Annotated in this window: 17 protein-coding genes and 1 riboswitch; of the genes, 8 read left to right on the forward strand and 9 right to left on the reverse strand. The window is 41.7% G+C overall.

Annotation, left to right across the window (positions count from 1 at the left end; all coding sequences use genetic code 11):
* Positions 1 to 65: 65 nt before the first annotated feature.
* Positions 66 to 3,605: a chromosome segregation protein SMC gene (smc, locus tag NY014_RS02620; RefSeq protein WP_259412978.1), complete on the reverse strand. Its 3,540-nt coding sequence runs from the start codon at positions 3,603 to 3,605 to the stop codon at positions 66 to 68.
* 1,161 nt (positions 3,606 to 4,766) lie between these two features.
* Between smc and NY014_RS02625 the strand changes: the two genes are divergently transcribed.
* The 8 genes from NY014_RS02625 (at position 4,767) to NY014_RS02660 (ending at position 17,794) form a co-directional block, all read left to right on the forward strand.
* Complete coding sequence (locus tag NY014_RS02625) at positions 4,767 to 9,068, forward strand: PAS domain S-box protein (protein ID WP_259412979.1); 4,302 nt, start codon at positions 4,767 to 4,769, stop codon at positions 9,066 to 9,068.
* A 55-nt stretch (positions 9,069 to 9,123) separates the two neighbouring features.
* Positions 9,124 to 10,440, forward strand: a complete 1,317-nt coding sequence (locus NY014_RS02630; protein ID WP_259412980.1) for a hypothetical protein — start codon at positions 9,124 to 9,126, stop codon at positions 10,438 to 10,440.
* Positions 10,441 to 10,524: 84 nt separating this feature from the next.
* Positions 10,525 to 10,624, forward strand: a riboswitch (SAM riboswitch).
* A 67-nt stretch (positions 10,625 to 10,691) separates the two neighbouring features.
* The gene (locus tag NY014_RS02635) at positions 10,692 to 11,747 is read left to right on the forward strand and encodes a homocysteine S-methyltransferase family protein (protein WP_259412981.1); all 1,056 of its coding nucleotides are present in this window, start codon (positions 10,692 to 10,694) and stop codon (positions 11,745 to 11,747) included.
* Entirely contained in the window at positions 11,740 to 14,427 is a 2,688-nt protein-coding gene (gene metH / locus NY014_RS02640) for a methionine synthase (RefSeq protein WP_259412982.1), read from the forward strand. The genes NY014_RS02635 and metH overlap by 8 nt, the downstream gene beginning before the upstream one ends.
* A 4-nt stretch (positions 14,428 to 14,431) precedes the next feature.
* Positions 14,432 to 15,385: a methylenetetrahydrofolate reductase [NAD(P)H] gene (metF, locus tag NY014_RS02645; RefSeq protein ID WP_259412983.1), complete on the forward strand. Its 954-nt coding sequence runs from the start codon at positions 14,432 to 14,434 to the stop codon at positions 15,383 to 15,385.
* Between the two features lie 64 nt (positions 15,386 to 15,449).
* Complete coding sequence (locus tag NY014_RS02650) at positions 15,450 to 16,187, forward strand: energy transducer TonB (protein WP_259412984.1); 738 nt, start codon at positions 15,450 to 15,452, stop codon at positions 16,185 to 16,187.
* 201 nt (positions 16,188 to 16,388) lie between these two features.
* Entirely contained in the window at positions 16,389 to 17,237 is an 849-nt protein-coding gene (locus NY014_RS02655) for a hydroxymethylglutaryl-CoA lyase (protein WP_259412985.1), read from the forward strand.
* Between the two features lie 5 nt (positions 17,238 to 17,242).
* The gene (locus tag NY014_RS02660) at positions 17,243 to 17,794 is read left to right on the forward strand and encodes a PepSY domain-containing protein (protein WP_259412986.1); all 552 of its coding nucleotides are present in this window, start codon (positions 17,243 to 17,245) and stop codon (positions 17,792 to 17,794) included.
* On the opposite strand, the gene dprA is transcribed toward NY014_RS02660, so the two are convergent.
* The 8 genes from dprA to NY014_RS02700 all read right to left on the reverse strand — a co-directional run bounded on the left by dprA (position 17,795) and on the right by NY014_RS02700 (position 25,139).
* The gene (gene dprA, locus NY014_RS02665) at positions 17,795 to 18,913 is read right to left on the reverse strand and encodes a DNA-processing protein DprA (protein WP_259412987.1); all 1,119 of its coding nucleotides are present in this window, start codon (positions 18,911 to 18,913) and stop codon (positions 17,795 to 17,797) included.
* Entirely contained in the window at positions 18,894 to 19,247 is a 354-nt protein-coding gene (locus NY014_RS02670; RefSeq protein ID WP_259412988.1) for a MerR family transcriptional regulator, read from the reverse strand. Before NY014_RS02670 ends, dprA begins: the two co-directional genes overlap by 20 nt.
* Before the next feature lie 127 nt (positions 19,248 to 19,374).
* A complete protein-coding gene (locus tag NY014_RS02675) occupies positions 19,375 to 20,079 on the reverse strand; it encodes an RsmE family RNA methyltransferase (RefSeq protein WP_259412989.1) in 705 nt (234 codons plus the stop codon).
* A 74-nt stretch (positions 20,080 to 20,153) separates the two neighbouring features.
* A complete protein-coding gene (locus NY014_RS02680; protein ID WP_259412990.1) occupies positions 20,154 to 21,878 on the reverse strand; it encodes a DEAD/DEAH box helicase in 1,725 nt (574 codons plus the stop codon).
* Positions 21,879 to 22,094: 216 nt separating this feature from the next.
* Positions 22,095 to 22,886, reverse strand: coding sequence for a queuosine precursor transporter (locus NY014_RS02685; protein ID WP_259412991.1), 792 nt, complete (start codon positions 22,884 to 22,886; stop codon positions 22,095 to 22,097).
* Positions 22,883 to 23,800, reverse strand: coding sequence for a ribonuclease Z (locus NY014_RS02690; protein WP_259412992.1), 918 nt, complete (start codon positions 23,798 to 23,800; stop codon positions 22,883 to 22,885). The genes NY014_RS02685 and NY014_RS02690 overlap by 4 nt, the downstream gene beginning before the upstream one ends.
* Positions 23,797 to 24,186, reverse strand: coding sequence for an STAS domain-containing protein (locus NY014_RS02695; RefSeq protein WP_259412993.1), 390 nt, complete (start codon positions 24,184 to 24,186; stop codon positions 23,797 to 23,799). The genes NY014_RS02690 and NY014_RS02695 overlap by 4 nt, the downstream gene beginning before the upstream one ends.
* An 8-nt stretch (positions 24,187 to 24,194) precedes the next feature.
* Complete coding sequence (locus tag NY014_RS02700) at positions 24,195 to 25,139, reverse strand: phosphoribosylaminoimidazolesuccinocarboxamide synthase (protein ID WP_259412994.1); 945 nt, start codon at positions 25,137 to 25,139, stop codon at positions 24,195 to 24,197.
* Between the last annotated feature and the right edge of the window lie 16 nt (positions 25,140 to 25,155).

Here is a 25,155-nt window from a genome sequence, read left to right on the forward strand (position 1 = left end):
TACTAAAGATGTTAGTTTGAAGCAAAACTAAAAATCCATTTAAATAAAAATGAGGTAATTTTTCCCTACGCCAACTCCCTTAAATCCACAGGCACAACTCGTGAAACACCTGCCTCGATCATGGTAATGCCATAGATGATATCGGTGCTGGCCATGGTGCGCTTGTTGTGCGTCACGATGATAAACTGGCTCTCCTCGCTGAATTTCTGAATGATCTGATTGAACTTGTCGATGTTGGCATCGTCCAGCGGGGCATCCACCTCGTCGAAGATACAGAAGGGGGCCGGCTTCAGCAGGTAGATGGCAAAAAGCAGGGAAGTGGCCGTCAGAGTCTTTTCCCCACCGCTAAGCTGATTGATGGTCAGCGGACGCTTGCCCTTCGGCTTGGCCATGATCTCGATGCTGGACTCTAAAGGATTGTCCGGGTCGGTGAGCTTGATATCGCAGTCGTCCTGCTCGGTAAAAAGGGAGCGGAAGACCTTCACGAAGTTTTCCTTGATTTTGCCGAAGGCATCCAGGAAAGTCTCCTTGGCGACCTGATCGATCTCGGAAATGGTGGTGAGCAGGGATTCTTTGGCCTTGACCAGGTCTTCCTTTTGGCTTTGGATAAAGGTATGGCGCTCCTTGATCTCGTCGTAAGCCTCCATGGCCATGGGGTTTATAGGGCCGATCTTTTCCAGTTTGTCCTTATGCTTTTGCACCAGATTGCGGAGATCTTCTTCGGAAAAATCCACAAATTCTTGATCCAGTGCTGGATTTTCTTCCATCAATTGATCCAAGTCCAGTTCGAATTCCACGCTGAGCCTCTCCTTCATGGAGGTCATTTTTAGCTTGATCTCGTTGATGCTTTGCTGCAGTTCCTGCAAGAGCAGGTCATGGCTTTCTTTGGACTTTTGCAGGCTGCGGATCTTTTGATCGGTCTCATCGATCAAGCCTCGGCTGCCATAGTAATCCTTTTCGGCCTCGGTCACGCCCTGTTCGATTCCTTCCTTTTCCGCATACAGTTCGATCAGTTCCTCGTCCTGCACCTCATTGTTTTCCAGCAAACTTCGAATCTCAGAATCCAGATGCATCAATTCCTGCTGGGATTTTTCGATGCGCTCCTTAGAAGATTCGTAAGCGTTTTGCTTGAATTCGATTTCCTGATTGAGGCTATTGACCCGGTTGAGTTGCTGATGGTAAAGGATGTTTTCCTGATTGTAGGCCTGGGATTTTTCGGAAAGCACCTGCGATTCCTTTTCCACTTCCTCGGTCAGGATATCGAGGTCCTGTGCCAAAGACTCAAACTCGGCCCGCTCATCCAGCAGGGTAGGTTGAATATCGGTCAAACTCTCTTCGAGTTCGGCGATACGATCCAGAATATCCTCCCGCTTGTTGGCATTGGAGGAAAGGAGTTCCGCCAATTGTTCCTTTTTGGTGCGGATGGACACATAGGATTGATTGAGCTCATTGAGTTGGGCCTGCTTTTCCTCGATTTGTTTTTTGAAAGAAATCTCCTTCAGCTTGGAGAGCTCGGAAAGCTTTTGGTCCAAGTTGGCGCGGGTAGCCGACACCTTTTTATTCAAGTCTTTGATCTCCTTGTCTAGCTTTTCCAGGTTTTTGGCCCGGCCTATTCTTTTTCCTTCGAAAAGACCCACCGAACCTCCGGAAAGGGAGAACTGACGCTTGGTGAATTTGCCGCTTTCGGAAATAAAGACGGCCTCGCTATCCGTCGGAAAATCCTTGTAATCCCCCTGCACTATGTAGACATTGTCCAGGATGAAATTGATCAGACGGCTGTATTTGACATCGAATTCGATGATCTCCGTGGCAGCGATGGCATTGGAGAAAAGCTTGGTAGGGCTGGGTTTGAACCGCTCAAAATGCTCCAAGACAAAGAAGTTGGCCTTGCCTCGGGAAGCATCCGAAAGCAATTGAATAGCCGCGATGGCCTGCGCTTCGGTTTCCACCACATAGTAATTCATGTATCCCTCCAAGTAATTCTCGATGGTCACCCGGTATTTTTCATCCGTAGTGAGGAGATCGGAGAGGAGGGGCACATCCTTCGCCCAGGTGGAATTTTTCTTGAGGAATTTGATGGCTTCTGGAAAACCTTCCAGATTTTCCACCAAGGACTTGGTGAGGTTGTATTCGTTTTGCTTGGAATCCAGCTTGCGGGAAGTAGTGGTGAGTTCCTCCCGGATCATCTCGATCACGCGGCTGGACTCTTCGATCTTTTGATCGAGATCTTCCTGTTTGCTTTTCAGTACTTCGAATTCCTTGATTTCCTGATCAAGTTCGTGTTTGATATCCACCATTTTGGCTTCGAAGTCCACGAGGGAAGCTTCTTGGTTAGAATCATCCGAAGAGGTTCGCTCCAATTCCTGCTTGAGAGTGGAAAGCTGAATTTGTTTGATCTCCAAGTCCTTGTTGAGCTGATAGACCCGCTCCTTAAGCTGCTCGTAGCGGGTCTGCAGGCTTTTTTGCTGCTGCTGCTTTTCCGTTTGGATTAGCTTTTGGGAATCATAAGCCTCTCGTAATTCGGAGACGATGAATTCCTTTTCAGCCAAGAGCTTTTCGGCAGATTCCATTTCCTGCTGCAGGGAACGAATGGAGAAGCCAGCCCGATCATTGGACTTGCGGTCGGCTTCGATTTGCTCCCGCAATTTTTGGGAACGGTCCTCCAAAAATCGAAGGCGCTCGTTTTTGATTTTCTTTTCCGACTCGAAGGAGCGGATTTTATTGACATGCTCGTTGAGCGTGCGCTGTCTGGAAGCCAGGAGTTTTTCCTTGGCGATAAGTTCGGTTTTAAGTTGGGATAGCAGCGCTTCCTGATCGGCGATCTGGGTTTGGATTTGCAGTTTGCGATCCGTTTCCTCCTGAATTTTGCGATTGTTATCGAGTAAGGATTGGGTGTACTTCTCGATGCTCTTCTTGGCTAGATTGATGCTGGCCGTTTTGTATTCTGCTTTGATCTCAAAGTATTTGGAAGCTTGTCGAGCCTGCTTTTCCAGGGACTTGAGGTTTTTCTCGATTTCGAAGAGTAAATCTTCTACCCGATCCAAGTCTGCATCGGTGTCCTCCAGCTTGCGGAGGGTTTCTTTTTTACGGGTTTTGAATTTGGAGATTCCAGCTGCCTCTTCGAAAAGCTCCCGACGGGAGTTGTTCTTATCGTTTAGCAGTTCGTCGATCATCTTTAGCTCGATGATAGCATAGGAATTGGAGTTGATCCCCGTATCCATAAAGAGATTGGTGATATCCTTCAATCGGCAGGTGACGCCGTTGATTTGGTATTCACTTTCACCGGAGCGGTAGTAGCGCCGGGTGATAGTGACATGCGTGTACTCAGTAGGGAGGAGGTTTTTGGTATTTTCAAAGGTCAGAGATACTTCGGCCAGGTTGGAGGGTTTGCGGTTTTTGGTTCCGTTGAAAATGACGTTTTCCATCTTATCGGAGCGCAGCATGCGGGTTTTTTGCTCACCCAAAACCCAGCGAATTGCATCGACGACATTGGATTTTCCGCAACCATTAGGACCGACGACACCGGTAATCCCTTTGTCGAAGTTGATCACCATCCGATCGCCAAAACTCTTAAATCCCTTGATCTCCAGTTTACTAAGTAGCATGTAGTTTTTTCCTCCTTGTAAAAAGGAACAAAATAGTAGGAAAAATTGAAAGATTAAACTCCATTTGGGGAAATACGCCTTTGGCGAAATAGGCTTCGCTGCGCTTCGTGAAATATACTCAGCTTCGCTTCGTGAAATATGCCTTCGGCGAAATAAGGTCACTTCGTTCCCGAAATACGCCTGTGGCGAAATATGCTCCCTGCGGTCGCAAGATACACTCACTTCGTCCGTGAGATACGCCTGCGGCAAGATATACCTTCGGTGAAATACTTAGAAATAGGCTCAGCTGCGCTTCTCAAGATATGCCTTCGGCAAGATTGGCTCTCCTTCGGCGAGCCAGATAAATTGTATTTTTAATGTTGGTGGGAAAGTGCCGTTAGGCACGGAAGCTTGGTTGATTAGGTGATTTTGGATTTTGGATAGTGCCGTAGGTATGGTACATTTTTATTTGTAAAAAGTAAGAGGTAAATGGTGAGCAGTATCCTGCACCGCTTACTCTTCACTGGTTACTTTTTACAAAACGCCATTTTGGTTCCCTAAAAGGAAAGGGTTTTAATTTTGTAAGAAGTAAGAGGTAAATGGTAAGCAGTATTCAGTACCGATTACTATTCACTATTTACATTTTACAAAACGCCACTTTGGTTCTCTAATAGGAAAGGGTTTTAATTTTGTAAGAAGTAAGAGGTAAAGGGTAAGCAGTATTCAGTACCGCTTACTCTTCACTGTTTACTTTTTACAAAACGCTAATTTGGTTCTCTAATAGGAAAGGGTTTTAATTTTGTAAGAAGTAAGAGGTAAAGGGTAAGCAGTATTCAGTACCGCTTACTCTTCACTGTTTACTTTTTACAAAAAACCTTCAAGCCTTCTACTGAAAACCTCACTTCGATTTCGATGCAATTGGTAGAAACCCGCCTTCCAGAGGACAGGCAGTCTCAATGAGATCGCTTCGCCCGATTCTCTGGCTCGCGATGACGTTGGACTATTTCACCTTGCGCAGCAAGGTTTATTTCTACCTATTTCCACTGTATTTCCATTATGTTTCAATCATTTCCCCCTTTTTATCGCTGGGTATTTCCTTTGACAATTATCTCCTAAAACTTGTTTTTTGATTGTTCTTTTTATGATATTAGGGACCTCAACACCCGTGTCTATCACTTTTTCATGAGTAATTTTAAACAATTTGATATTTCTGATTTTCTCAATGAGATTCAGGAGCCGCTGTTCTTGATGGATGAGGAGGAAATTATCTTTTGGAATAAATACTCGGTAGAGAATTTTTCAAACCTTCCTCAAGAATGGGAAAGCTGGTTTTCTCAGCCTGAGTTGATTGAGCAAATTGAGCAGTTTTTTTCCAATGGAAAGGTGCCCGATTCCCGCTATTTCAAATCTCTGGAATCCAAGGATGGAGGCATGCGTCGCTTCGAATGGTCCTTTACCAATCTGCCTTCTACTTACAATTCCCGCTTTTTGATCGTCAAAGCCAATCCTATTCGCTATTTCGGAGAGGATACCGGTGAAAATATTTTAATGCAAAAAGATAGCAAGGCTGTCGAAGAACTTAGCTACATGCAGAGTATTCTAAATCATAGCCATGATTTGATTGCTATTTTGGATGAAAAGGGGAATTACAAGTTTATTTCTGATTCAGTAGGTGAAAAATTGGGTTTTCCTACGGAGTCTATTGTGGGGAAAAATTTCAATGATTTTATCCAAGCGGGGATTCTGCAATTGGTGAAGGGAAGTTTTGAGGAAGCCCTGCAATCGGATCGGGAAGTAGCTGTGGATTTTTGGATCAACAGACAAAATGGGGAGCGGATTTATCTGGAGAGTTTTGCCAAAAACCTACTTCATCACCCGGAGATCAAAGGTGTTTTGTTTTCCAGTCGGGATATCACCGAGTTTATCCAAATGGACCGGGATCTTCAGAGGCGATATGAAATTGAGAACCTGATCAACCAGGTTTCTTCTCATTTGATCAATGCGACACTGACTCAGCCTGAAATAGAATTTCAGTTTTTGCTGGAAAAATTCGGGCAGTTTCTACATGCCGAATTGGGATATATCTGGATTCTGAATCGGGAAACGGATGAGTTGGAATTATTGAATACTTGGACTAGTCAGGAAGATACTGAACAGAAATTCCAAAATATTCAGGAAGAAATTAAGGCACGAAGAAACCGCCTGGAAAAGGGCATGATTAAGTTGGTGGATTGTCCTGAAGGAAAGGAAGATGGGCGATTCCTACTTCTGATTCCGATGATTTCTTTGAATAAACTACGAGGCGTATTGAGCTATGAGATAAAAAAATCCAAGCTCGAATACACAGAAAAACAACTTCAGATTTTCCGACAGCTTGGGGATATTTTAGCTGGAGCTTATTCAGGAAGTTTGTTGACCCGTCGCATTCAGCGAAATGAAAGTTTATTGGCTACGACAGAGCGACTTTCCAAATCCGGTTCTTGGAGATATAGCACGCAAAAAGACCTTTTCTATATCTCTGGAGGTTTGGCTCAGTTATTTGGATTGGGAGTCGAACCCTTAATCTGTGAGTTTACTACTCTGATTTATAAAATTGATAAGTCGACTCGATCGGAATTTGTCAAAAAGCTTAAGAAAAGCATTGCAGAGAAAAGTCAAGAATCTGGAGAATTTACGATTCAAAGGCCTTCCGGAGGGACTGCTTATATTTTCTATGAAATAGAAGCGACAGAAAACTTCCTGAATCAAGGCTTAGAAGTGACTGGCTTCTGTACTGATGTCACCCATAAGCGAGCTGCAGAAGAAAATTTGCGCTTGCAGTCTCAAATTCTGGCCCAGGTAAGTGACCCTATTGTGGTGACAGATTTGAAGAACCGGGTCATTTATCTGAATGAGGCAGCCATTCAACTTTGCTGTCCGGAAACCGCCATGTTTTTTGAAGGGCATGTTGATGAATTGCTTAGTTGCGATTTAACCTCCGGTCAATTGCCTATTTCCAAATTGCTTCTGAGGGTAAAGGACGGGAAAGTTTGGAAAGGTGAGGTCAATTTAGAAACCAAGCATACGCCAAATTCTCCTTTTGAAATTTCTATACAGGCAATCTTTTCAGAGAATCAGGATAAAATTGGCTATTCCATCATTCTTCGAAATCTGAGTGAGAAACGTGAAAGCGAAAAGTTGGCAGCTCGGGCTCGAATGATTGCCGAAAACAGTCCTGCCATACTTTTCCAAGTGGATCCTTATGATAATTATCGAATTGAATTCATTTCTGAGAATATCAGTCAGTTTGGCTATCAATCCGCTGATTTGATGGGGGGAAAGGTCTCCTTTTTGGACTTGATTCATCCGGAAGATTGGGATGGAATTATTATTCTTCGCGATTCCAAAAAAACAGAATCAGGGATTCTTTCCTTCTCTGGGGAGTACCGATTCAAAAAAGCTTCTGGTGAATACATCTGGGTGGAAGATAAGACCTCAGATGTATTGGATATGCAGGGTAAAATCACCTTGCATCAAGGGATTTTCCAGGATATCACGGATCGGAAAAATTTCGAGCAATTTAAGGAAGAGAAGGAAAAGCAGTATCGAATGCTGGCTTCTCAAATTCCCGGAACCAACATTTTCCTATTAGATAAGAATAGAAAATACATACTGGCAGAAGGAACAAACTTTGAGCATTGGGGCTTGGGTCGAGAAGATTTTGAAGGGAAGTCCTTGAAAGAGATTTCCCTGACTGATCGCAAAGAAGTCAGTGTGATTTTGGATCGAGTCTATGAAAAACAAGAGGTAGTAGAATCCGAGTTTGATTTCAAAGACCGAAAATACCATCGAATCATTCGACCCATTCTCGAAAATGGGCAGGTAGAATATGCCCTGAGTATTATTCGTGATGTGACGGAGGAATATATTGCCAAGAAGCAACTGGAGGAGTCAGAGGAAAAGTATAGAACGCTGGTAGAGGAATCTACAGAGATCATTTTCTCACTGACCGATGCCTATATTTTTGAATATATCTCTCCTAATGTGAAGCAATTCTTGGGTTACGAGGTGGAAGAAGTTTTGGGAAGAAGCTTTTTTGATTTCCTCTATCCCGAGGATTTGGATGTTTTTCAAAGTATGCTTCAAGAAAGTCAGGACTTCCTTTCTGAGAATCAATATTTGGAATTCCGCTTACCGCATAAGAATGGAGAGATCCGAGTTTTTAATTCCAATGGAAAGATCATTTGGGATAAGGACGGAAAGCAGCGCCTTTATACAGGGGTTGCGAGAGATATTTCCAAGTTGAAGCAGGCACAAAAGGAATTGGTAAAAGCCAAGGAGAATGCGGAGGAGGCTTCGCGAGTCAAGTCTCAATTCTTGTCCGTGATGAGTCATGAAATTCGAACTCCAATGAATGCGGTCATAGGCTTGTCTCACTTCCTGATGGAAGATGATCCTCGGCCCGATCAGTTGGAAAATTTGAAGACACTTCAATTTTCTGCGGAGAATCTGATGGCTTTGATCAACGATATTCTGGATTACAATAAGATTGATTCCGGAAAAATCGAATTGGAACATCTCCCTTTGGATGTTCGTCACTTGCTACACCGGATTATTCATTCTCATAGTTTCCAGGCACATGATAAAGGCTTGAAGATTTCCTGCGAAATCGATGAATCTATTCCTCAATGGATTTTGACAGACCCAGTTCGCATGGGGCAGGTAATCAATAATTTGGTGAGTAATGCCATCAAGTTTACCGAAAAGGGTTATGTGAAAATTGGTTTGCAGGAAATGGGAAAAGATTCTGAGGGAAGAATTCGAATCCAATTCCGATTTGAAGATTCGGGTATTGGAATCCCTGAAGAGAAGTCCCAGCGGATATTTGAAGCCTTTACCCAAGCCGCTTCTGATACCACTCGTAAATATGGGGGTACAGGTTTAGGTTTGGCGATTGTAAAACGATTGGTAGAGCTTTTTGAAGGAGAAATCAATTACTATCCTAATCCGAATGGGGGAAGTATCTTCGAATTTGAAGTTCCATTTGAGATTGATAAAAAGCATTTGGATGAAGAGCAGGAGATAAATACAACAGCAAGCCGATCCTTGGCTGGATATTCTGTATTGGTGGCAGAGGATAATGCGGTTAACCAAGTCCTAATCAAAAAATTCCTTCAAAAATGGAATGTGGGTCAATTAGAATTGGCGGAAGATGGGAAGGATGCCATTGAAAAATTTGAGGCAGACAGTTTTGATATTTTGTTGGTGGATTTGCAGATGCCGTATTTGGATGGCTTTGAAGTTGCAAAAAAAATTCGTCAGCATTCCAACACCAAAAAAGCCAGTATTCCAATTTTGGCATTGACGGCTTCTTCCTATGAAGAGGTTAAGAATGAGCTGCTTGAGGCAGGAATTGATGACTACATACCGAAGCCTTTTTCCCCTGAAGTTTTGTATGAGAAACTATCCAAATATCTTCGATCCAGAAGCTTTTTATCGGATTAGCACAAATTTTGCCACTAAGGCTTGGTAAATTTGTCTCGAGTCAAAGCGATTTAAAATGTCCTATTTTTTCAGGATTTTCCTACTGATTTCATTTGTCTTTATTTCGGTGTTCGGCCATGCTCAAGGGCTGATTACCAAAAGAAGTACTTTTTATGCTTTGGTAGGGACAAGTGGAGCCCGACTCAATCAGTTCAATCAGATGCTGGATGATCGGGGACTTTCTCCTTTAAGAAATCGCTATCGCACGCTTGGCTTAGGCTATCAAAACCGAATCAATGATTTTGTACTAGGTCTGGAATTGTTTCATAATCAAGGAGGAAGGAGTGAGTTTGACGGCTATAGAATGAGCTATCGGACTTCCCGGGTTCTTCTGAATGTTGGTTACTCTTTTACAGAAGAGTCTAATTTTCAGTTGATTCATTACATGTCTTTGGGGATGGGCTTTTTGAATTTTCAAATGCTCCCCATGGAGTATTCATCCAATCTCGTCGATTTCCTAGCGAGTCCTGAACAGGGATTTATTTTACGGGAAAACAATATTCACCGAGGAAGTAGGAAGTATGGTGATTTTTTGACTGAGATTGGATTCCAACTTAGCTATGATTTCCCGATTCCGGGCAGAAAAGAGTCATTGGAAGTAATCGCCAAGTTAGGTTATGCTTTTAGTCCTTTTGAAGGCAAATGGAATATGGCTGACATGTCCTTCCAAAATACCCAAAGTGGTGCCTTTATTCGGGTGGGTACCGGTATCAGTATTCCGGATCGTAACTTCTTTTACAAGGATGCTTCTATTGCTTTGCAATTGGTTTCTGGGATTCATTTTACCAAGCCCGATCGCTTGAATGAGCAATTGATAGAGGCTGGTTATGATCCTTTGAAGGGGAGACCTTCGAATTTGGGATTAAAAATCACCGGAGAAACCGAAGGAGTGCTTTACGGAGTGGAAGTTTACAATTTAGCCATGGATGGATCTGCCAATGCCTTGAAGTCGCAGACGCTGAATAGTCTTCGTGTATATGCAAATGGTGGATTAAAGTTTTTGCAGTATAAAAATATGGCTTTGGGAGCTCTGGGTGGTATAGGTTTTGGAAATATACGCTATACTCTTTCCCATGTTGAAAAGCCTGATTTTCCCGAACTTTTTGAGCAGCGAAACTTTGATGGATATCTGAAAAACAGTGGCTTGATGGCAAAGCCGGAAGTCTTTTTAGAATATGCCTATCCCGTGACCGAGCGTAAAATTTTTGATTTAGTCTTTAATGTTTCTTTGGGCTATGAGCTTGCCTTGGCTAATTATAGATTGGGTGAATTGGATATGGCTCAATACATGTCTGCTCCCTATTTGATGTTTGGGGTGGGGGTTCGCCCTTGATGAAAAGTGTAGGACAATTTCATTTTGACCCGTTTTTAATCCTGAGTCTGTAGTTTTATTGAGCATTAGCTATTACCTTTGGGAGGCTTATCGAGAAAGACCGAGGGAAGGGCCCTACGACGTCTTAGCAACCTGTAAACAAGGTGCTAATTCCCATTCCGGAATCGCCGGAAAAAGATGAGCGGAAAAGAATACCCTGTACTTTTCTCCGTGTTTTGCTCGATTAGCTTTTTGAATGATTAATTAGAAAGATGCAAAACAGAACGGAATTACTTCTAAAAACCATAAAAAATAGAATTCTGGTGTTGGATGGTGCCATGGGTACCATGATTCAGCGATATACCTTGACCGAAGAGGATTTTCGAACGCCTGAGCTTAAGAACCATCCTAAGGCGCTAAAAGGGAATAACGATTTACTTTCCTTGAGCCGGCCCAATATTATTAAAGCTATTCATCGGGAATATCTGGAAGCTGGATCGGATATTATTGAGACTAATACCTTTTCCGGGACTTCCATTGCACAGGTGGATTATGGTTTGTCTCATTTGGCTTATGAGTTGAATTTTGCTTCGGCAAAAATCGCCAGAGAGGTTGCTGATGAATTTACAGCCAAAGACCCTTCTAAGCCTCGTTTTGTGGCAGGTGCTATGGGGCCTACCAACCGGACAGCATCTATTTCTCCTGATGTCAATGACCCGGGTTATCGCGCAATAACTTTTGATCAATTAGCTCAAGCTTATGCAGAGCAAGTTCGCGGGCTTTTGGATGGAGGAGCGGATATTTTATTGGTTGAAACCATTTTTGATACCCTAAATGCTAAAGCAGCCTTGTATGCTATTCAGGATGTATTTGAAGAAAGAAATATTCCGCTTGACCCTCATGAAGGTGGTATTCCGATTATGATTTCAGGTACTATTACCGATGCTTCCGGGCGCACACTTTCCGGTCAAACTACCGAAGCATTCCTGATTTCTGTTTCTCATGTGCCTTTATTCTCGGTTGGTTTGAATTGTGCTTTAGGAGCAAAGGAATTAAGACCTTATTTAAAAGTATTGGCAGATAAAGCCCCATTTTATGTTTCGGCATATCCGAATGCTGGCTTGCCCAATGAATTTGGAGCTTATGATCAGGGAGCAGGTGAAATGGCTGGAGAAATGGAGCATTTTCTTCAGGATGGCATGCTAAATATTTTGGGAGGATGCTGCGGAACAACCCCGGATCATATTCGAGCTTTGGCAAAAATCGCTGACCGTTATTCACAAAGAAAAGTAGAAGAAAAACTTACAGAAGGGGAGGAAAATGTCTAAGTCTAGCTATATGAAATTATCGGGTCTAGAGCCCTTGGTTTTTACCCCGAACATCAATTTTGTCAATATCGGGGAACGAACCAATGTGACTGGTTCGAAGAAATTTGCCCGATTGATCCTAAATGAACAATATGATGAGGCCTTAGAAGTGGCCTTGGATCAGGTTAGAGGAGGTGCGCAGATTCTAGATGTCTGCATGGATGAAGGGATGCTGGATGGAGAAGCAGCCATGGTTCGCTTTCTTAATTTGATTGCCTCCGAACCTGAGATCAGTCGTATTCCAATCATGATTGACAGTTCCAAATGGAATATCATTCTGGCTGGTTTGAAATGTATTCAGGGAAAAGGGATTGTGAATTCTATTTCTCTAAAGAATGGAGAAGAAGAATTTATTGAGCAAGCCAAGACCATCAAGAAGTTTGGGGCCGCGGTAGTTGTGATGGCTTTTGATGAAAAAGGTCAGGCAGATACTTTGGATCGACGAATTGAGATTTGCTCAAGAAGCTATAAGATTCTAGTCGAGCAGGTCAGATTCAATCCACAGGACATCATTTTTGATCCAAATATCTTTCCGGTTGCTACCGGAATGGAAGAGCACAGACGGAATGCCTTGGACTTTTTCTTGGCCACCAAATGGATTAAAGAAAACCTTCCTGGGGCCAAAGTAAGTGGAGGTGTTTCCAATGTTTCCTTCTCGTTCCGAGGAAATAATCCGGTTAGGGAAGCTATGCATGCTGCATTTTTGTATCATGCTATCCATCATGGAATGGATATGGGAATTGTCAATCCAACTATGTTGGAGGTTTATGATGATATTCCAAAGGATCTCCTTGAGCGCGTGGAGGACGTACTTTTTGACCGAAGGTCAGATGCTACTGAGCGCTTATTGGATTTTGCAGAGACGGTAAAATCATCCGGTAAAAAGGAGTCGGTCAGTGAGGCTTGGAGAAATGATCCCGTTTCCAAGCGGATTGAGCATGCCTTAGTAAAGGGAATTTTGGATTTTATCATTGAAGATACCGAAGCGGCAAGGTTGGAATTAAATGACCCCTTGAAGGTGATTGAAGGCCCTTTGATGGATGGGATGAATGTAGTGGGGGATTTATTTGGTGAAGGGAAAATGTTTCTTCCTCAAGTCGTTAAGTCAGCTCGGGTGATGAAGAAGGCAGTAGCCTATTTGGAACCCTATATGCCATTGCCGGAAGAAGGACAGGAATCTTCCAGTTTGAAAAAGATCCTCCTAGCTACTGTGAAAGGGGATGTGCATGATATCGGGAAAAATATCGTTGGGGTGGTTTTGGCCTGTAATAGTTACCAAATCATCGATCTCGGTGTGATGGTAGATGCTCAAAAAATCATAGATGAAGCCATTAAAAACAAGGTTGATATTATTGGATTGAGTGGCTTGATCACACCTTCTTTGGATGAGATGGTCAATGTGGCTTCCGAAATGGAGCGACAAGGGTTGAAAATTCCATTGCTAATCGGAGGAGCGACCACTTCACGAATTCATACAGCCGTGAAGATTGATCCGGTTTATTCTGGTACGGTTGTCCACGTGACAGATGCGAGTAAATCTGTTCCAATCGCAGGCGAGGCGATTTCAGAGGAGACTCGAGAAGCCTATCACAAACAAATCAAGGAAACTTACCGACAACTTCGGATTGAGCATGAAGCCAAGCAATCCATCAAGCAATTGGTAAGTTTTGAAGAGGCTATTTCCAATCCGGTTGACATAGATTGGTCCCAATTTGAACCTGTTCGACCAAAAGTTTTGGGAAGGACTATTCTAGAAGAGTTGGACTTGAATATTTTGCGGGAATACATTGACTGGACTCCATTTTTCAGTACCTGGATGTTGAGCGGTCGTTTTCCAAAAATTCTTGAAGATACACTGGTAGGAGAGGAAGCTAAGAAACTCTATGCCGATGCTCAATCCATGTTGGATCAAATAATTGAAGAAAACTGGTTGCAGGCAAAAGCTGTGTTTTCCCTACTTCCTGTTGAAAGAAAAGGGGAAGACGTGTCAGTATTGGATTCGGATGGAAAGAAGCTGGCTGATTTCCATTTCTTGAGACAGCAAGGCAAAAAAGGGAAAGGCGTACCCAATCGTTCTCTTGTAGATTATTTGCATCCTGAGAGAACAGATTATCTGGGTTGTTTTGCGGTGACAGCTGGCTTAGGGATGGAGGCTAAATTGACTGAATTTCAGGCTGCTGGGGATGATTATCATGACATTTTATTTAAAGCTTTGGCAGACCGATTGGCGGAAGCTGCAGCGGAATATGTGCATGAATTAGTGAGAAAGGAATATTGGGGATATGCTTCCGAAGAGCATTTGGAAAATGAAGACTTGATTCGCGAAGCTTATCAGGGAATTCGTCCTGCGCCAGGCTATCCTGCTTGTCCTGAGCATTCTGAGAAGGAGACAATCTCCAAAATATTGGATTTGGAAAAAACGGTAGGGATTAAGTTGACTTCCAGTTATGCTATGATTCCGACTAGCTCTGTTTCTGGCTTTTATTTTGCACATCCAGATGCCAAGTATTTTGGCTTAGGAAAAATCGCAGAGGATCAGGTAGCGTCCTACGCAGAAAGAAAGGGAATTTCTTTGGCTCAGGCCGAGCGATTACTTTCCCCAAATTTAGCCTACCAACCAAAACCTATTGTAGAAGCATAAGTACATGAAAATAACCGAACACTTAACGAACGCGAAGTCTACGCTTTTTTCCTTTGAGATTTTATCTCCATTGAAAGGGCAGAGCTTGAAGGATTTGTTGGAAGGAATTGAGCCTTTGATGGAATTCAAGCCACCTTTTGTTGATGTTACCTATCACAGGGAAGAATATATTTACAAGAAGCACCCTAATGGTCTTCTTGAAAAGATTAGCACCAAAAAGCGTCCGGGAACGGTGGGAATTTGTGCTGCTATCATGAACCGTTTTCATGTGGATGCTGTGCCCCATTTGTTATGTGGAGGGTTTACCAAGGAGGAAACAGAGAATGCCTTAATCGACTTGAATTTCATTGGGGTTGATAATGTCTTGGCTTTACGAGGAGATGCTCCTAAGACGGAGGGTAAGTTTGTCCCTGAAAGAGATGGACATCACTATGCCAGCGAGCTCGTGGAGCAAATCGTGAAGATGAATCAAGGGAAATATCTCCATGAGGAAACGGAGACGAATTTTCATACTGATTTTTGCGTAGGTGTTGCAGGTTATCCTGAAAAGCATTTCGAGGCTCCTTCCATGAAGTTTGATTTGAAAAACCTGAAGGAAAAAGTGGATAAAGGGGCTGAATACATTGTGACTCAGATGTTTTTTGATAATCAGAAGTATTTTGAATTTGTCAAAAAGGTTAGAGAGATCGGAATAGAAGTACCCATAATTCCAGGAATCAAGCCTATTACCACAGTTAATCAAATTACCATGCTTCCACGAACTTTCTTTTTGGATCTGCCGGATGCATTGATGGATGAATTAGAAAAGTGCAAGACCAACGCAGAGGTGAAAGAGGTAGGAATTGAGTGGGCGATCGAGCAGTCCAAAGAATTGATTGCTGCTGGAGTTCCGAGTTTGCATTTTTATACCATGAGTAAAGCAGACGCAACTTATAAGATTGCAAAGGCGGTTTTTTAAACTTATTTATTAATAAATATTTTAGCTTTAGTTTGTTTTTACTTTTTTAGTAAAAATGAATTTTATGCGTAAATACCTTTATGTCTTTCTTTTTTTGATTCAAAGTTCAATAGCCTCAGCTCAAACATTTGAGTATTTGAACTTTATGGAAATGCCTGTTGTGGATATTTCGAAGTATGGATACGAATACTTCAAAATTGTTTTGGAAGAAAAGAGCGTACGACATACTCAAATTTTCACCAAGGATACCATTAAAGTTCGCCACACCACAGCTCTTTTGGATGAGAATGGGAATATTAAAAGTGGCAGGACACTCACATATTTTCCCAATGGTGAGACAGAATCCACAAAGCGTTTTGACAATATAAATTCAGCTAGCGAAGAGAAAACCTTTTATTCAAATGGAGCTCTAAAGAGTGAAATTATTGTGAATGATGGTGAGTTGGTGTCGGAGGTATATTATTCTGAAACAGGGGAAGTTATCCCAAAACCAATTATTGAAGATCCAGCTCCTAAGGGCGGGATGAAAGAATGGAATAATCATTTAGCTAGAAATTTGCGCTATCCACCAGATGCCCGGGCTGCTAAAGCCGAAGGAACAGTTCTTTTGGAATTTGATTTGAATGAAAAAGGCGAGATAGGAGAAGTTCGGGTAGGCAATCCAGAGTTTATCCATAAAGCATTATGGGTGGAGGCTGTCAGGGTGATAAAAATCTACCCTAAAAATTGGATACCCAAAAAGGAAAATGGGGTTCCCGTGCCATCTACAGTAAGACTTCCCATTCGCTTTAAGTTGAGTTGACTTGGGAATAGTTTTTTAGATCATTCTTGCCTCAATTCCCCCTTTACAAAGGGGGAGTTGATTCGTTGGTGACGAAAGTATTTTATTCAAAAACCTATGACATTTTTTAAAGTGAAATAATTAAGTACTCCATCATTTTCTCAAATAAACCACTCCTCCAAATCTTCATTTTCCTTTTCCTGATTCTCCCTATCTTCGGATATGATTCAATTGATTGAGTGTCCTAGGGATGCGATGCAGGGATTGCCAGATTTTATTGATACTGCTATCAAAGCAGCATATATCAATCAATTATTAGAGGTTGGATTTCATACGATTGATTTTGGGAGTTTTGTAAGCCCCAAGGCAATTCCTCAAATGCGAGATACTGCAGAAGTTTTGGAAATGCTGGACTTACATAAATCCAAATCCAAGCTGTTGGCAATCGTGGCAAATGTTCGGGGAGCAGAAGATGCTCTTCAATTTGAAGAGATTGATTATTTAGGTTTCCCCTTATCTATTTCAGAGACTTTCCAGCAGCGAAATACCAATGCCAATATTGAGCAGGCATTAGAAACGGTAGAAACTATTCAAAACCTTTGTGAGCTAAAGGGAAAGGAGCAGGTCGTTTACCTCAGTATGGGATTTGGAAATCCGTATGGAGACCCTTACTCACCGGAATTAGTGGCAGAATTTGTTCAGAAATTGGATGAAATGGAAATCAAAACCATTTCCTTAAGTGATACCATTGGAGTGGCGGAACTCGCTTTGATTACTGATTTATTCAAGGTTCAGGTTGAAACTTTTCCCCACATCACATTTGGAGCTCATTTGCATAGTCGAAAAGATCAGATTGAGGAGAAAGTCCTAGCTGCTTTGAAAGGTGGTTGTAGACGGTTTGATGGGGCTCTTCAAGGATTTGGAGGTTGCCCAATGGCCAAAGATGAATTGGTGGGAAATATGGCCACAGAAGTGATGATTGAAACTTTAGAAAAGGAAGGCTATGAGTTGAATTTGGATAAGTCTGAACTACGGGAAGCAATGAAATTATCCAATTCTGTCTTTTTTTGATTTTTATGAGTAGTTCAAAAATCCAACAAAAAGTTAGAGTCGTCCGCCTTTTTAGGACTTGGCATAAATGGATGGGGATTCCCTTGATTATATTTCTCCTATTAATTGGAGTTACTTCCATTTTACTTGCCTGGAAAAAGAAAGTTGAACTCCTTCCTCCAACACAAAAGACTCAGATAGAGGGCGGAACATGGATTTTGCCCTCAGAGATGGTCAGAATCGGAGAGGAGGAAATGAGAAAATTAGGGAGAGACCCTGAAGTTGATCGAATTGACATTCGTCCGGATAAAGGAATTGCTAAGGTGACTTTTAAGACCCATTTTTCAGAGGTACAGGTTGATGGCTATTCCGGAGAAGTTTTGTCCATTTCTACGCGACATTCCGATTGGATTGAAAAGCTCCATGATGGAAGTATTGTGGATTATTATACTTCAGGAGATGAAGGAGTGAAGCTGTTTTATTCAACCCTAACTTCTATTGGTTTGATATTTTTAGCGCTAAGTGGCTTTTATCTTTGGTACTATCCAAAATTGATCAGAAGGCTAAAGACCAAATAATCAGACCAGTAACTTGAATTTTTTACCCGGCAAAGACTTCACTATTCCTTCAAATTCAAGGGAAAGTAATTTGGAAGATAATTTTCCTATAGGGATCTCAGTTGCATAAGAAATCAAATCGATTTCTGATTCTCCTTTTTCCTGTAAATGAATCAAAATCGCTTTTTCCTCTTTTTCTCGATTGGAAAAATCCAGTTTGGGTTTTGGAGTAGCTTTTTCTCCCGGTTTGCTCCAAAATAATGCTTCAGCAATATCATCCGGACCTGTATAAATGGATGCCTTCATTTTTTTAATCAAATGGTTGCATCCTTCTGAATAGGTGGATTGAAGATTCCCGGGTACGGCAAATATTTCCCTGTCGTAACTGTAAGCGATCTCAGCTGTGATTAAAGCCCCACCTTTTGCAGCGGCTTCTACCACGATGAGTGCGTCGGATAATCCTGCTATAATTCTGTTTCTAGCCGGAAAATTTCCAGGCATCATTTTGCTCCCTGGAGCATATTCACTCAGTAAAGCTCCATCTTTTTGAAGTTGCTCTGCTGTCTTTCGGTGGACAGCCGGATAAATCTGATCGATCGGAGAGCCCATCACAGCGATTGTGGGAAGGCCTGCTTGCAAAGCTGCACGATGAGCTTCTATATCAATTCCATAGGCTAAACCTGAGACAATTACAGGTTTATAGACAGCTAAGTCATCCACTATTTTTCGGGTGACAGATTTACCGTATTCTGTTGCACTTCGTGTGCCCACAATTCCGATAGACTTTTCAAAATTCAAGTCTGAAATTCCTTTTGAAAAAAGTAGGACGGGTCCATCTTCAATGGCCTTTAAGCGTTTGGGAAAATGGGGGTCTAAATAGGTGTGAATTTGGAAATTTTTCTTTTCTGTCTCCTCCAAAAGGGCATCACTTTTTCTGAGTAATTCGTCTTTTGATTCTCGAATAGCGAGAAGCTTTGGACCTACCTTGGGTATTTTAGAAGCCTTTCCTTTTGGGATTTCGAAGAAGTTTTTTGGGGAACCAGCATAGGCTGAAATAGCTTTAAAAACACCTGGGCCTACTTTTGGTGCTAGGGAAAGCGCTAGAAAATATCGGATATGTTCATGATCCGGCTTGGCCATTGATTTCGTTCCGCAAAGTGATTAAAAAGTCTTTGATCTCTTGAAGTTTTTGGACTGCCTCCACTTTGTCCAATCCCTTATCTTTTCCTTGGGAGATTACTTCTCTTGCTCCATCCAGGGTATATCCCTTTTCCTTTACCAAATGATAAACATATCGGATTTTCTGAATGTCATCCTTGGTATAGCGACGGTTTCCTTTCTTATCCTTTTTGGGTCGAATAATATCAAATTCACCTTCCCAATAGCGGATTAAGGACGGAGCAACTTTAAACATAGATGCCACCTCCCCAATTGAATGATATTTTTTTTCGATGACGCGTTCTTTGTAAGGCACGGGCTTAAACTTTAAAAATTGAATCTAAACTACAAACCCACAAATGCTGGGATTATTGCAATACTCTAAATTAAGAATTTCTCTTTTTAATCGATTAAACTTCAAGTGAATTCTATAAAGTAATTGCTTATCGGTTGACTATCTGTAGCATTTGAACTGCTGCTAATCCAGCGGTTTCTGTACGAAGTCTGCTTTTTCCTAGGGAAACGGGAGTAAAGCCTTGTTGAAAAGCATCTTCAATTTCACTTGGATCAAAATCCCCTTCAGGTCCAATTAGGATCAAGTACTTTTTTTCAGGTTGGGCAATATCAAAAAGATGGTTTTGATGATTCTCATCTACATAAGCAATGAATTTTTGAAAACCTTCAAATTCATTGGATCTGATCAGTTCCTGAAAATCCCAATCGCTAAGAATACTTGGTTTTCGGTATTGCTTGCTCTGTTTACAAGCTGAGATAATCTTTTTTTCCAATCGATCAGTCTTCAAAAAAGAACGCTCTGAATGCTGACTTTTCATCAGGTAGAGCTTGGTAAAGCCAATCTCAGTTATTTTTTCTACCATCCATTCCATTCGATCAGGACTTTTGGTAGGGGAGATCGCTAGGTGAATTTCAAAGTTTTCCTGAGGAATCTCCTCGGTGGAAATCACCGTGAGTTCTGTTTTTTTAGGATCAGGATTGGAGATTTTGCAATGAAAAAGATTTCCCTCTCCATCAGTCACCTGAACTTCATCTCCTGTTTTTTTTCTTAAAACCCGAATCAGATGTTTGGATTCGTCTTGGCTTAAAGTGATGTTTGGAGCTGTACTATTTTCTTGAAAAAAGAGTGGCATTGATCCTTTTTTACACAAAAAAAGCACATTTCCCGAAAGAAATGTGCTTAAACCAAATTAACCTTAACCTATAATCAACCTTTTGAAATTTCCATATTAACGGTCTTTCCCTTGATCGTGTTGTGCTTCATGGTACGAATTACGTGATCCGCATCTTTTTTAGGCACATCCACAAAAGAGAAGTTGTCGTAGATATCGATTCCTCCGATGCTCTTTCCGGGAATACCTGCTTCACCAGCGATTGCACCTACGATATCATTCGGACGGATTCGGTCTTTCTTACCCAAATTCAAAAACAATCGGGTCATGTTGGCTTCAGTAGTTCTTCCACCACCTCTACGCTCTCTTCCGCCGTCTCGTCTTTCTCCTCTTCGGCCTCCATCTCTTCCACCTCGCTCAAATCGACCTCCTCTTTCTGAACGCTCTGAACGCTCACCACGCTCTCTTCTTCGGTCTTGGTATGATGGCAAGGAGAAATCCTGATCTCTCAATTCTTGAACAGCTTCACCCATGGTCATTTTGATCAAACCAAGTGCTACTTGCTCAGGAGTCAATCCCTCTGTTAACAGCTGACCAAGGGTTTCTTCGAAAACTTGATTGTCTTCGTCCTTAGCAAGGATTCTATGAACATCCTTCACCAACTGTTTCTTTTTCATCTCGATCAGTTCGGATACAGAAGGAGGATCCATTCGGGTGATACTTGCTTTAGTAAATCGCTCCAAATCCTTGATTTTCTGCATGTCCCGACGACCGGTCACGAAGTTGATTGCAACTCCGGATTTTCCAGCACGACCGGTTCTACCGATTCGGTGTACATAGTATTCCTCATCCAAAGGCAAATCAAAGTTGAATACTGCCTCTACATTGTCAACGTCGATACCTCTAGCAGCTACATCTGTTGCTACCAAGACGGTGCAAAGTCCTTTTCGGAATTTACCCATCACCTTATCTCTTTGAGCTTGAGATAGGTCTCCGTGCAATGCTTCGGCTAAAATGCCTCGAGAACCTAAAGATTCGGTAACCTCGTCAGTCATTCGCTTAGTATTGCAGAATACTACGGAGAGGTTATAATTATTGACAGTCATCAATCTTACCATCAATTCCATTTTCAAGGTAGGTTTTACCTCGTAATAGATTTGCTCAATGCGATCGACTGTTAATTCTTTTTTGGCGATTTTGATGATGTGAGGCTCGTTTTGGTACTTGCGAGTCAAGTCCATAATCGGCTTTGCCATAGTTGCTGAGAAGAAAACTGTTTGTCTTTCCTCAGGCATTTCCTGCAAAATCGCCTCGATATCATCTCTGAAGCCCATGTCAAGCATTTCATCTGCTTCATCTAAAACGATGATACCAGCATCATCCAATTTCAAAGTTCCTCTGTTAATATGGTCTTGAACTCGACCTGGAGTACCAACAACGATTTGTACACCTTTTCTCAAGATTCGAATCTGCTTGTCGATAGATTCTCCTCCGTAGATGGCTACAGAACTGATTTTTCGGTGATGCTTGGCTAGTTTTTGAAATTCTCCTTCTACCTGTACAGCAAGTTCACGTGTAGGGCAAAGGATAATAGCTTGTGGCTTGTGAAAGTCAGGATCTACCAAATCAATGATTGGAATGGCAAATGCTGCTGTTTTTCCCGTACCTGTTTGAGCCTGACCAATTACGTCTTGACCTTCTAAGATGTAGGGGATAGCCTGTTCTTGAATTGGGGAAGGTTGGGTATAGCCCATTTCTTCCACTGCCTGTAAGATTTCTTTAGAAATCCCCAGGTTTGAGAATTTTGTGTTGTTTTCCATGATGTTTCCTTACTTTTTCCTGCCATGTTCCTTGATCCCAGACAAGCGACAGTAAGGAAATCACGGCTCAGAAAAAAATTTTCTATGTCAAAATTGACGGTGCAAAAGTATGGATAAATATTTTGTAAAACAAGTGATCTTCTGGATCATTTAGAATATTCTTTAAAATATCGAAAAGAATGTAAAAAATTATTTGGTGTATTTAGCTTAAATCATTTAAAGAAAGGTACGATCAGCGGATGCTTCTTTCATCATTTTCTCAGCCAATTCCTTTCCTAAATACTTATCAATCATTCCGTGGCCAACATATAGGAGTGGAGTCAATATAACTGCAACGACGAATTTGTATACGTAATTGATGATTCCAACTGCAACTACTTGACTGATACTCCAATTGCCAAACAGGTAAAATGCAATTCCTAAAACCACGAAAGAATCAAAAAACTGACTGATCAAAGTTGATCCAGTGGCTCTTAACCAAATCATCTTAGGACCTGTAACTGCACGAAGTCGCTGAAAGACAAAGACATCTACTAATTGTCCCAATAAGAAAGCAGTCAAAGAACCTACAATAATTCCCAATCCCTGACGAAAGATGGTGTTGAAGGCGTAAGAAATGTCAAATTCTTCACCAGAAGGGGTTACAGCATTTACATCCAACCAGAAATCAGCCGGGACTAATTTGGTGACTACGGTGATGACTAAGAAAATGTAAGCAATCAATCCGGCGGTGATAAAACTTACCTTTCTTACTCCCTTTTTGCCGAAATACTCATTGATGATATCTGTTGTAATGAACACTATTGGCCATATAACAGCACCAGCTGTCAAATTGAAGTCCAGGACATATTCATCGAAAAAGGTCCAGTTAACAGGATCAAATCCAAAGGTTTTCTCAGCTGAAAAAATCTTCACTCCGATGATTTCCGCCAAAATTGCATTTGTCAGAAATATGGAACCTAGTATTAGAAAAAGATTGGTTTTTTTCGAAGATTCTGAGCGGGTCATATGCTGTAGGTTTTTCCTTCTTCACTCAACTCAACCTCTGAGAAGATGTTTTCAGCTTCTGCTTTCATTGGACTTAAATCCTTGTATCTAGAGGAAAAGTGCCCCAATAGAAGCTTTTTGGCTTTACTAATTTTAGCGATTTCTGCAGCCTGCGATGCGGTGCTGTGATATGTCAATTCAGCCCTTTCTTTATCGGTATCAAGGAAAGTAGATTCATGATATAGCAAATCCACACCTTTTATGAATTCCACCAGCTCCGGCCAAAAAATAGTATCCGAACAATAAGCATAAGATCGAACCGGGTCTGACGGATAGCAGAAATCTCTAACAGCGTAAAAAGAGCCATCTACTCCAATGTAATCCATTCCATTTCGAAGTGAAGTAATTGCTTCTAAGGGTAGTTTTTTCTCTTCTAATTTTGCCTTAATCAGGTTTCTAGGTCGTGGTTTTTCACGTACCAAAAAACCTGTTGTTGGTAGTCTATGCTTCAGCGGAAAGCTATAGACCATGAATTTGGGATGATTCAGTAATAGGTTTAACTGATCATCTTTAGTTTCCTGAAAATGAATAGGAAAGGTGAGTCTAGTATTGCTCCATCTAAAGTGTGTGGTGATGATTTCATCCAGACCTTTTGGGCCATAAATGTTTAAAGGCCTGCTTCGTTTTCCTAAGTGAAAACTTGAAAGCAGGCCTACTAAACCCAGATAGTGATCCCCATGTAAATGGGAGATAAAAATATGATCGATTTTTGAAGCTTTGACTTTGAATTTTCGGAGCTGAATTTGGGTTGCTTCCCCACAGTCAATGAGTAGCCATTCCTGCCCGATCTGCACAACCTGAGCAGTATGGTTTCTTCCATGAACGGGAATTGAAGAAGTATTCCCTAAAATCGTTACCTCAAATTCTGGCTTCAATCTTCTGTCTCTTCTTCATCCTCGCCGCTGCCATTTTCGATTTCGTGCATGAAAATGGTCTCTCCAGCTTCTTCCAAATCAGAAACGATATTCAATTTTTTATCCAACATGGAAATCTGAAGCAGCTTCATCACATGATCCTGTACACCAGAAATCAAAAATAGGCCACCATTATTTCCGTATTCTCGGTCCCCAACCAATAATGCACTCAACCCTGAAGAGTCCACATACTTCACATAGCTCATGTCCAAGACTAATTTTCCATAGCCTTCTGCATGCACGGTCAAAAGTTCGGATTTCAATTTTGGAGCTAGGAGAGAGTCTAATTTTTCCTCAAGAGGAGTAAAAATCACGTATTGCTCTTTCTTATCAATGCTGTATTTCATAGTTGTATTTAGTTTTCTTTAAGGTAATTATTAATGGCATTTTCGATCCGCTTCGTAATGTTGGACGTATTTGCCTTTTGAAACTTTTCTCCGGTGATTTTTTCGAATAATTCAATATAGCGATCAGAAATGCTATCTACAATTTCATCCGTCATTTCGGGAACTTGCTGCCCATCTTTGCCCTGAAAGCCATTTTCGATCAACCATTGCCGAACAAATTCTTTGGAAAGCTGACGTTGCGGAAGGCCTTTTTCCTGATTTTCTTCATAGCCATCCGCATAGAAATATCGACTTGAATCTGGAGTGTGAATTTCATCTATGAGGTAGATTTTGCCATCATGCTTTCCAAATTCGTATTTGGTATCTACTAGAATCAAGCCTTTTTCAGCAGCCATTTCCTGACCTCTTTGGTATAGGGCTCGGGTATATTTTTCCAAAATCACATAATCCTCCTCACTGACAATCCCTTTGGCTAAGATATCTTCTCTTGAAATATCCTCATCGTGCCCTTCTGAAGCCTTGGTAGTTGGGGTGATGATGGGAGTAGGGAAGGGATCATTTTCTCGCATTCCATCGGGCATAGGTACGCCACAAATGCTTCTTTTTCCAGCTTTGTATTCGCGTGCAGCATGACCTGACATGTATCCCCGAATAACCATTTCTACTTTGAATGGCTCACATCGCTTCCCGATTGTTACATTAGGGTCAGGGGTTGCAGTTACCCAGTTGGGAACGATATCAGAGGTTGCTTCCAAGAATTTAGCAGCGATTTGATTAAGTACCTGACCTTTAAATGGAATTGCACGGGGCAAAACCACATCAAAAGCAGAAATCCGGTCTGAGGCTACGACCACCAATTCCTTTTCGAAAATATAAACATCCCGTACTTTTCCTTTGTAAAAGTCAATTTGTCCGGGAAATTGGAAATGGGTTTCCTTGATCGCTTGGTTCATGAGGATGATGTTTTGA

Origin of the sequence: Algoriphagus limi, assembly GCF_024919275.1 — a bacterium.
Classification (GTDB): domain Bacteria; phylum Bacteroidota; class Bacteroidia; order Cytophagales; family Cyclobacteriaceae; genus Algoriphagus; species Algoriphagus limi.

Bases quoted from the DNA above. Each gene is read 5' to 3' on its own strand.
- NY014_RS02680 (WP_259412990.1), bottom strand. From the start codon at position 21,878: ATGGAAAACAACACAAAATTCTCAAACCTGGGGATTTCTAAAGAAATC.
- NY014_RS02655 (WP_259412985.1), top strand. From the start codon at position 16,389: ATGATTCAATTGATTGAGTGTCCTAGGGATGCGATGCAGGGATTGCCA.
- NY014_RS02625 (WP_259412979.1), top strand. From the start codon at position 4,767: ATGAGTAATTTTAAACAATTTGATATTTCTGATTTTCTCAATGAGATT.
- NY014_RS02685 (WP_259412991.1), bottom strand. From the start codon at position 22,886: ATGACCCGCTCAGAATCTTCGAAAAAAACCAATCTTTTTCTAATACTA.
- metH (WP_259412982.1), top strand. From the start codon at position 11,740: ATGTCTAAGTCTAGCTATATGAAATTATCGGGTCTAGAGCCCTTGGTT.
- dprA (WP_259412987.1), bottom strand. From the start codon at position 18,913: ATGGCCAAGCCGGATCATGAACATATCCGATATTTTCTAGCGCTTTCC.
- NY014_RS02650 (WP_259412984.1), top strand. From the start codon at position 15,450: ATGCGTAAATACCTTTATGTCTTTCTTTTTTTGATTCAAAGTTCAATA.
- NY014_RS02635 (WP_259412981.1), top strand. From the start codon at position 10,692: ATGCAAAACAGAACGGAATTACTTCTAAAAACCATAAAAAATAGAATT.
- NY014_RS02700 (WP_259412994.1), bottom strand. From the start codon at position 25,139: ATGAACCAAGCGATCAAGGAAACCCATTTCCAATTTCCCGGACAAATT.
- NY014_RS02630 (WP_259412980.1), top strand. From the start codon at position 9,124: ATGTCCTATTTTTTCAGGATTTTCCTACTGATTTCATTTGTCTTTATT.
- NY014_RS02695 (WP_259412993.1), bottom strand. From the start codon at position 24,186: ATGAAATACAGCATTGATAAGAAAGAGCAATACGTGATTTTTACTCCT.
- smc (WP_259412978.1), bottom strand. From the start codon at position 3,605: ATGCTACTTAGTAAACTGGAGATCAAGGGATTTAAGAGTTTTGGCGAT.
- metF (WP_259412983.1), top strand. From the start codon at position 14,432: ATGAAAATAACCGAACACTTAACGAACGCGAAGTCTACGCTTTTTTCC.
- NY014_RS02675 (WP_259412989.1), bottom strand. From the start codon at position 20,079: ATGCCACTCTTTTTTCAAGAAAATAGTACAGCTCCAAACATCACTTTA.
- NY014_RS02660 (WP_259412986.1), top strand. From the start codon at position 17,243: ATGAGTAGTTCAAAAATCCAACAAAAAGTTAGAGTCGTCCGCCTTTTT.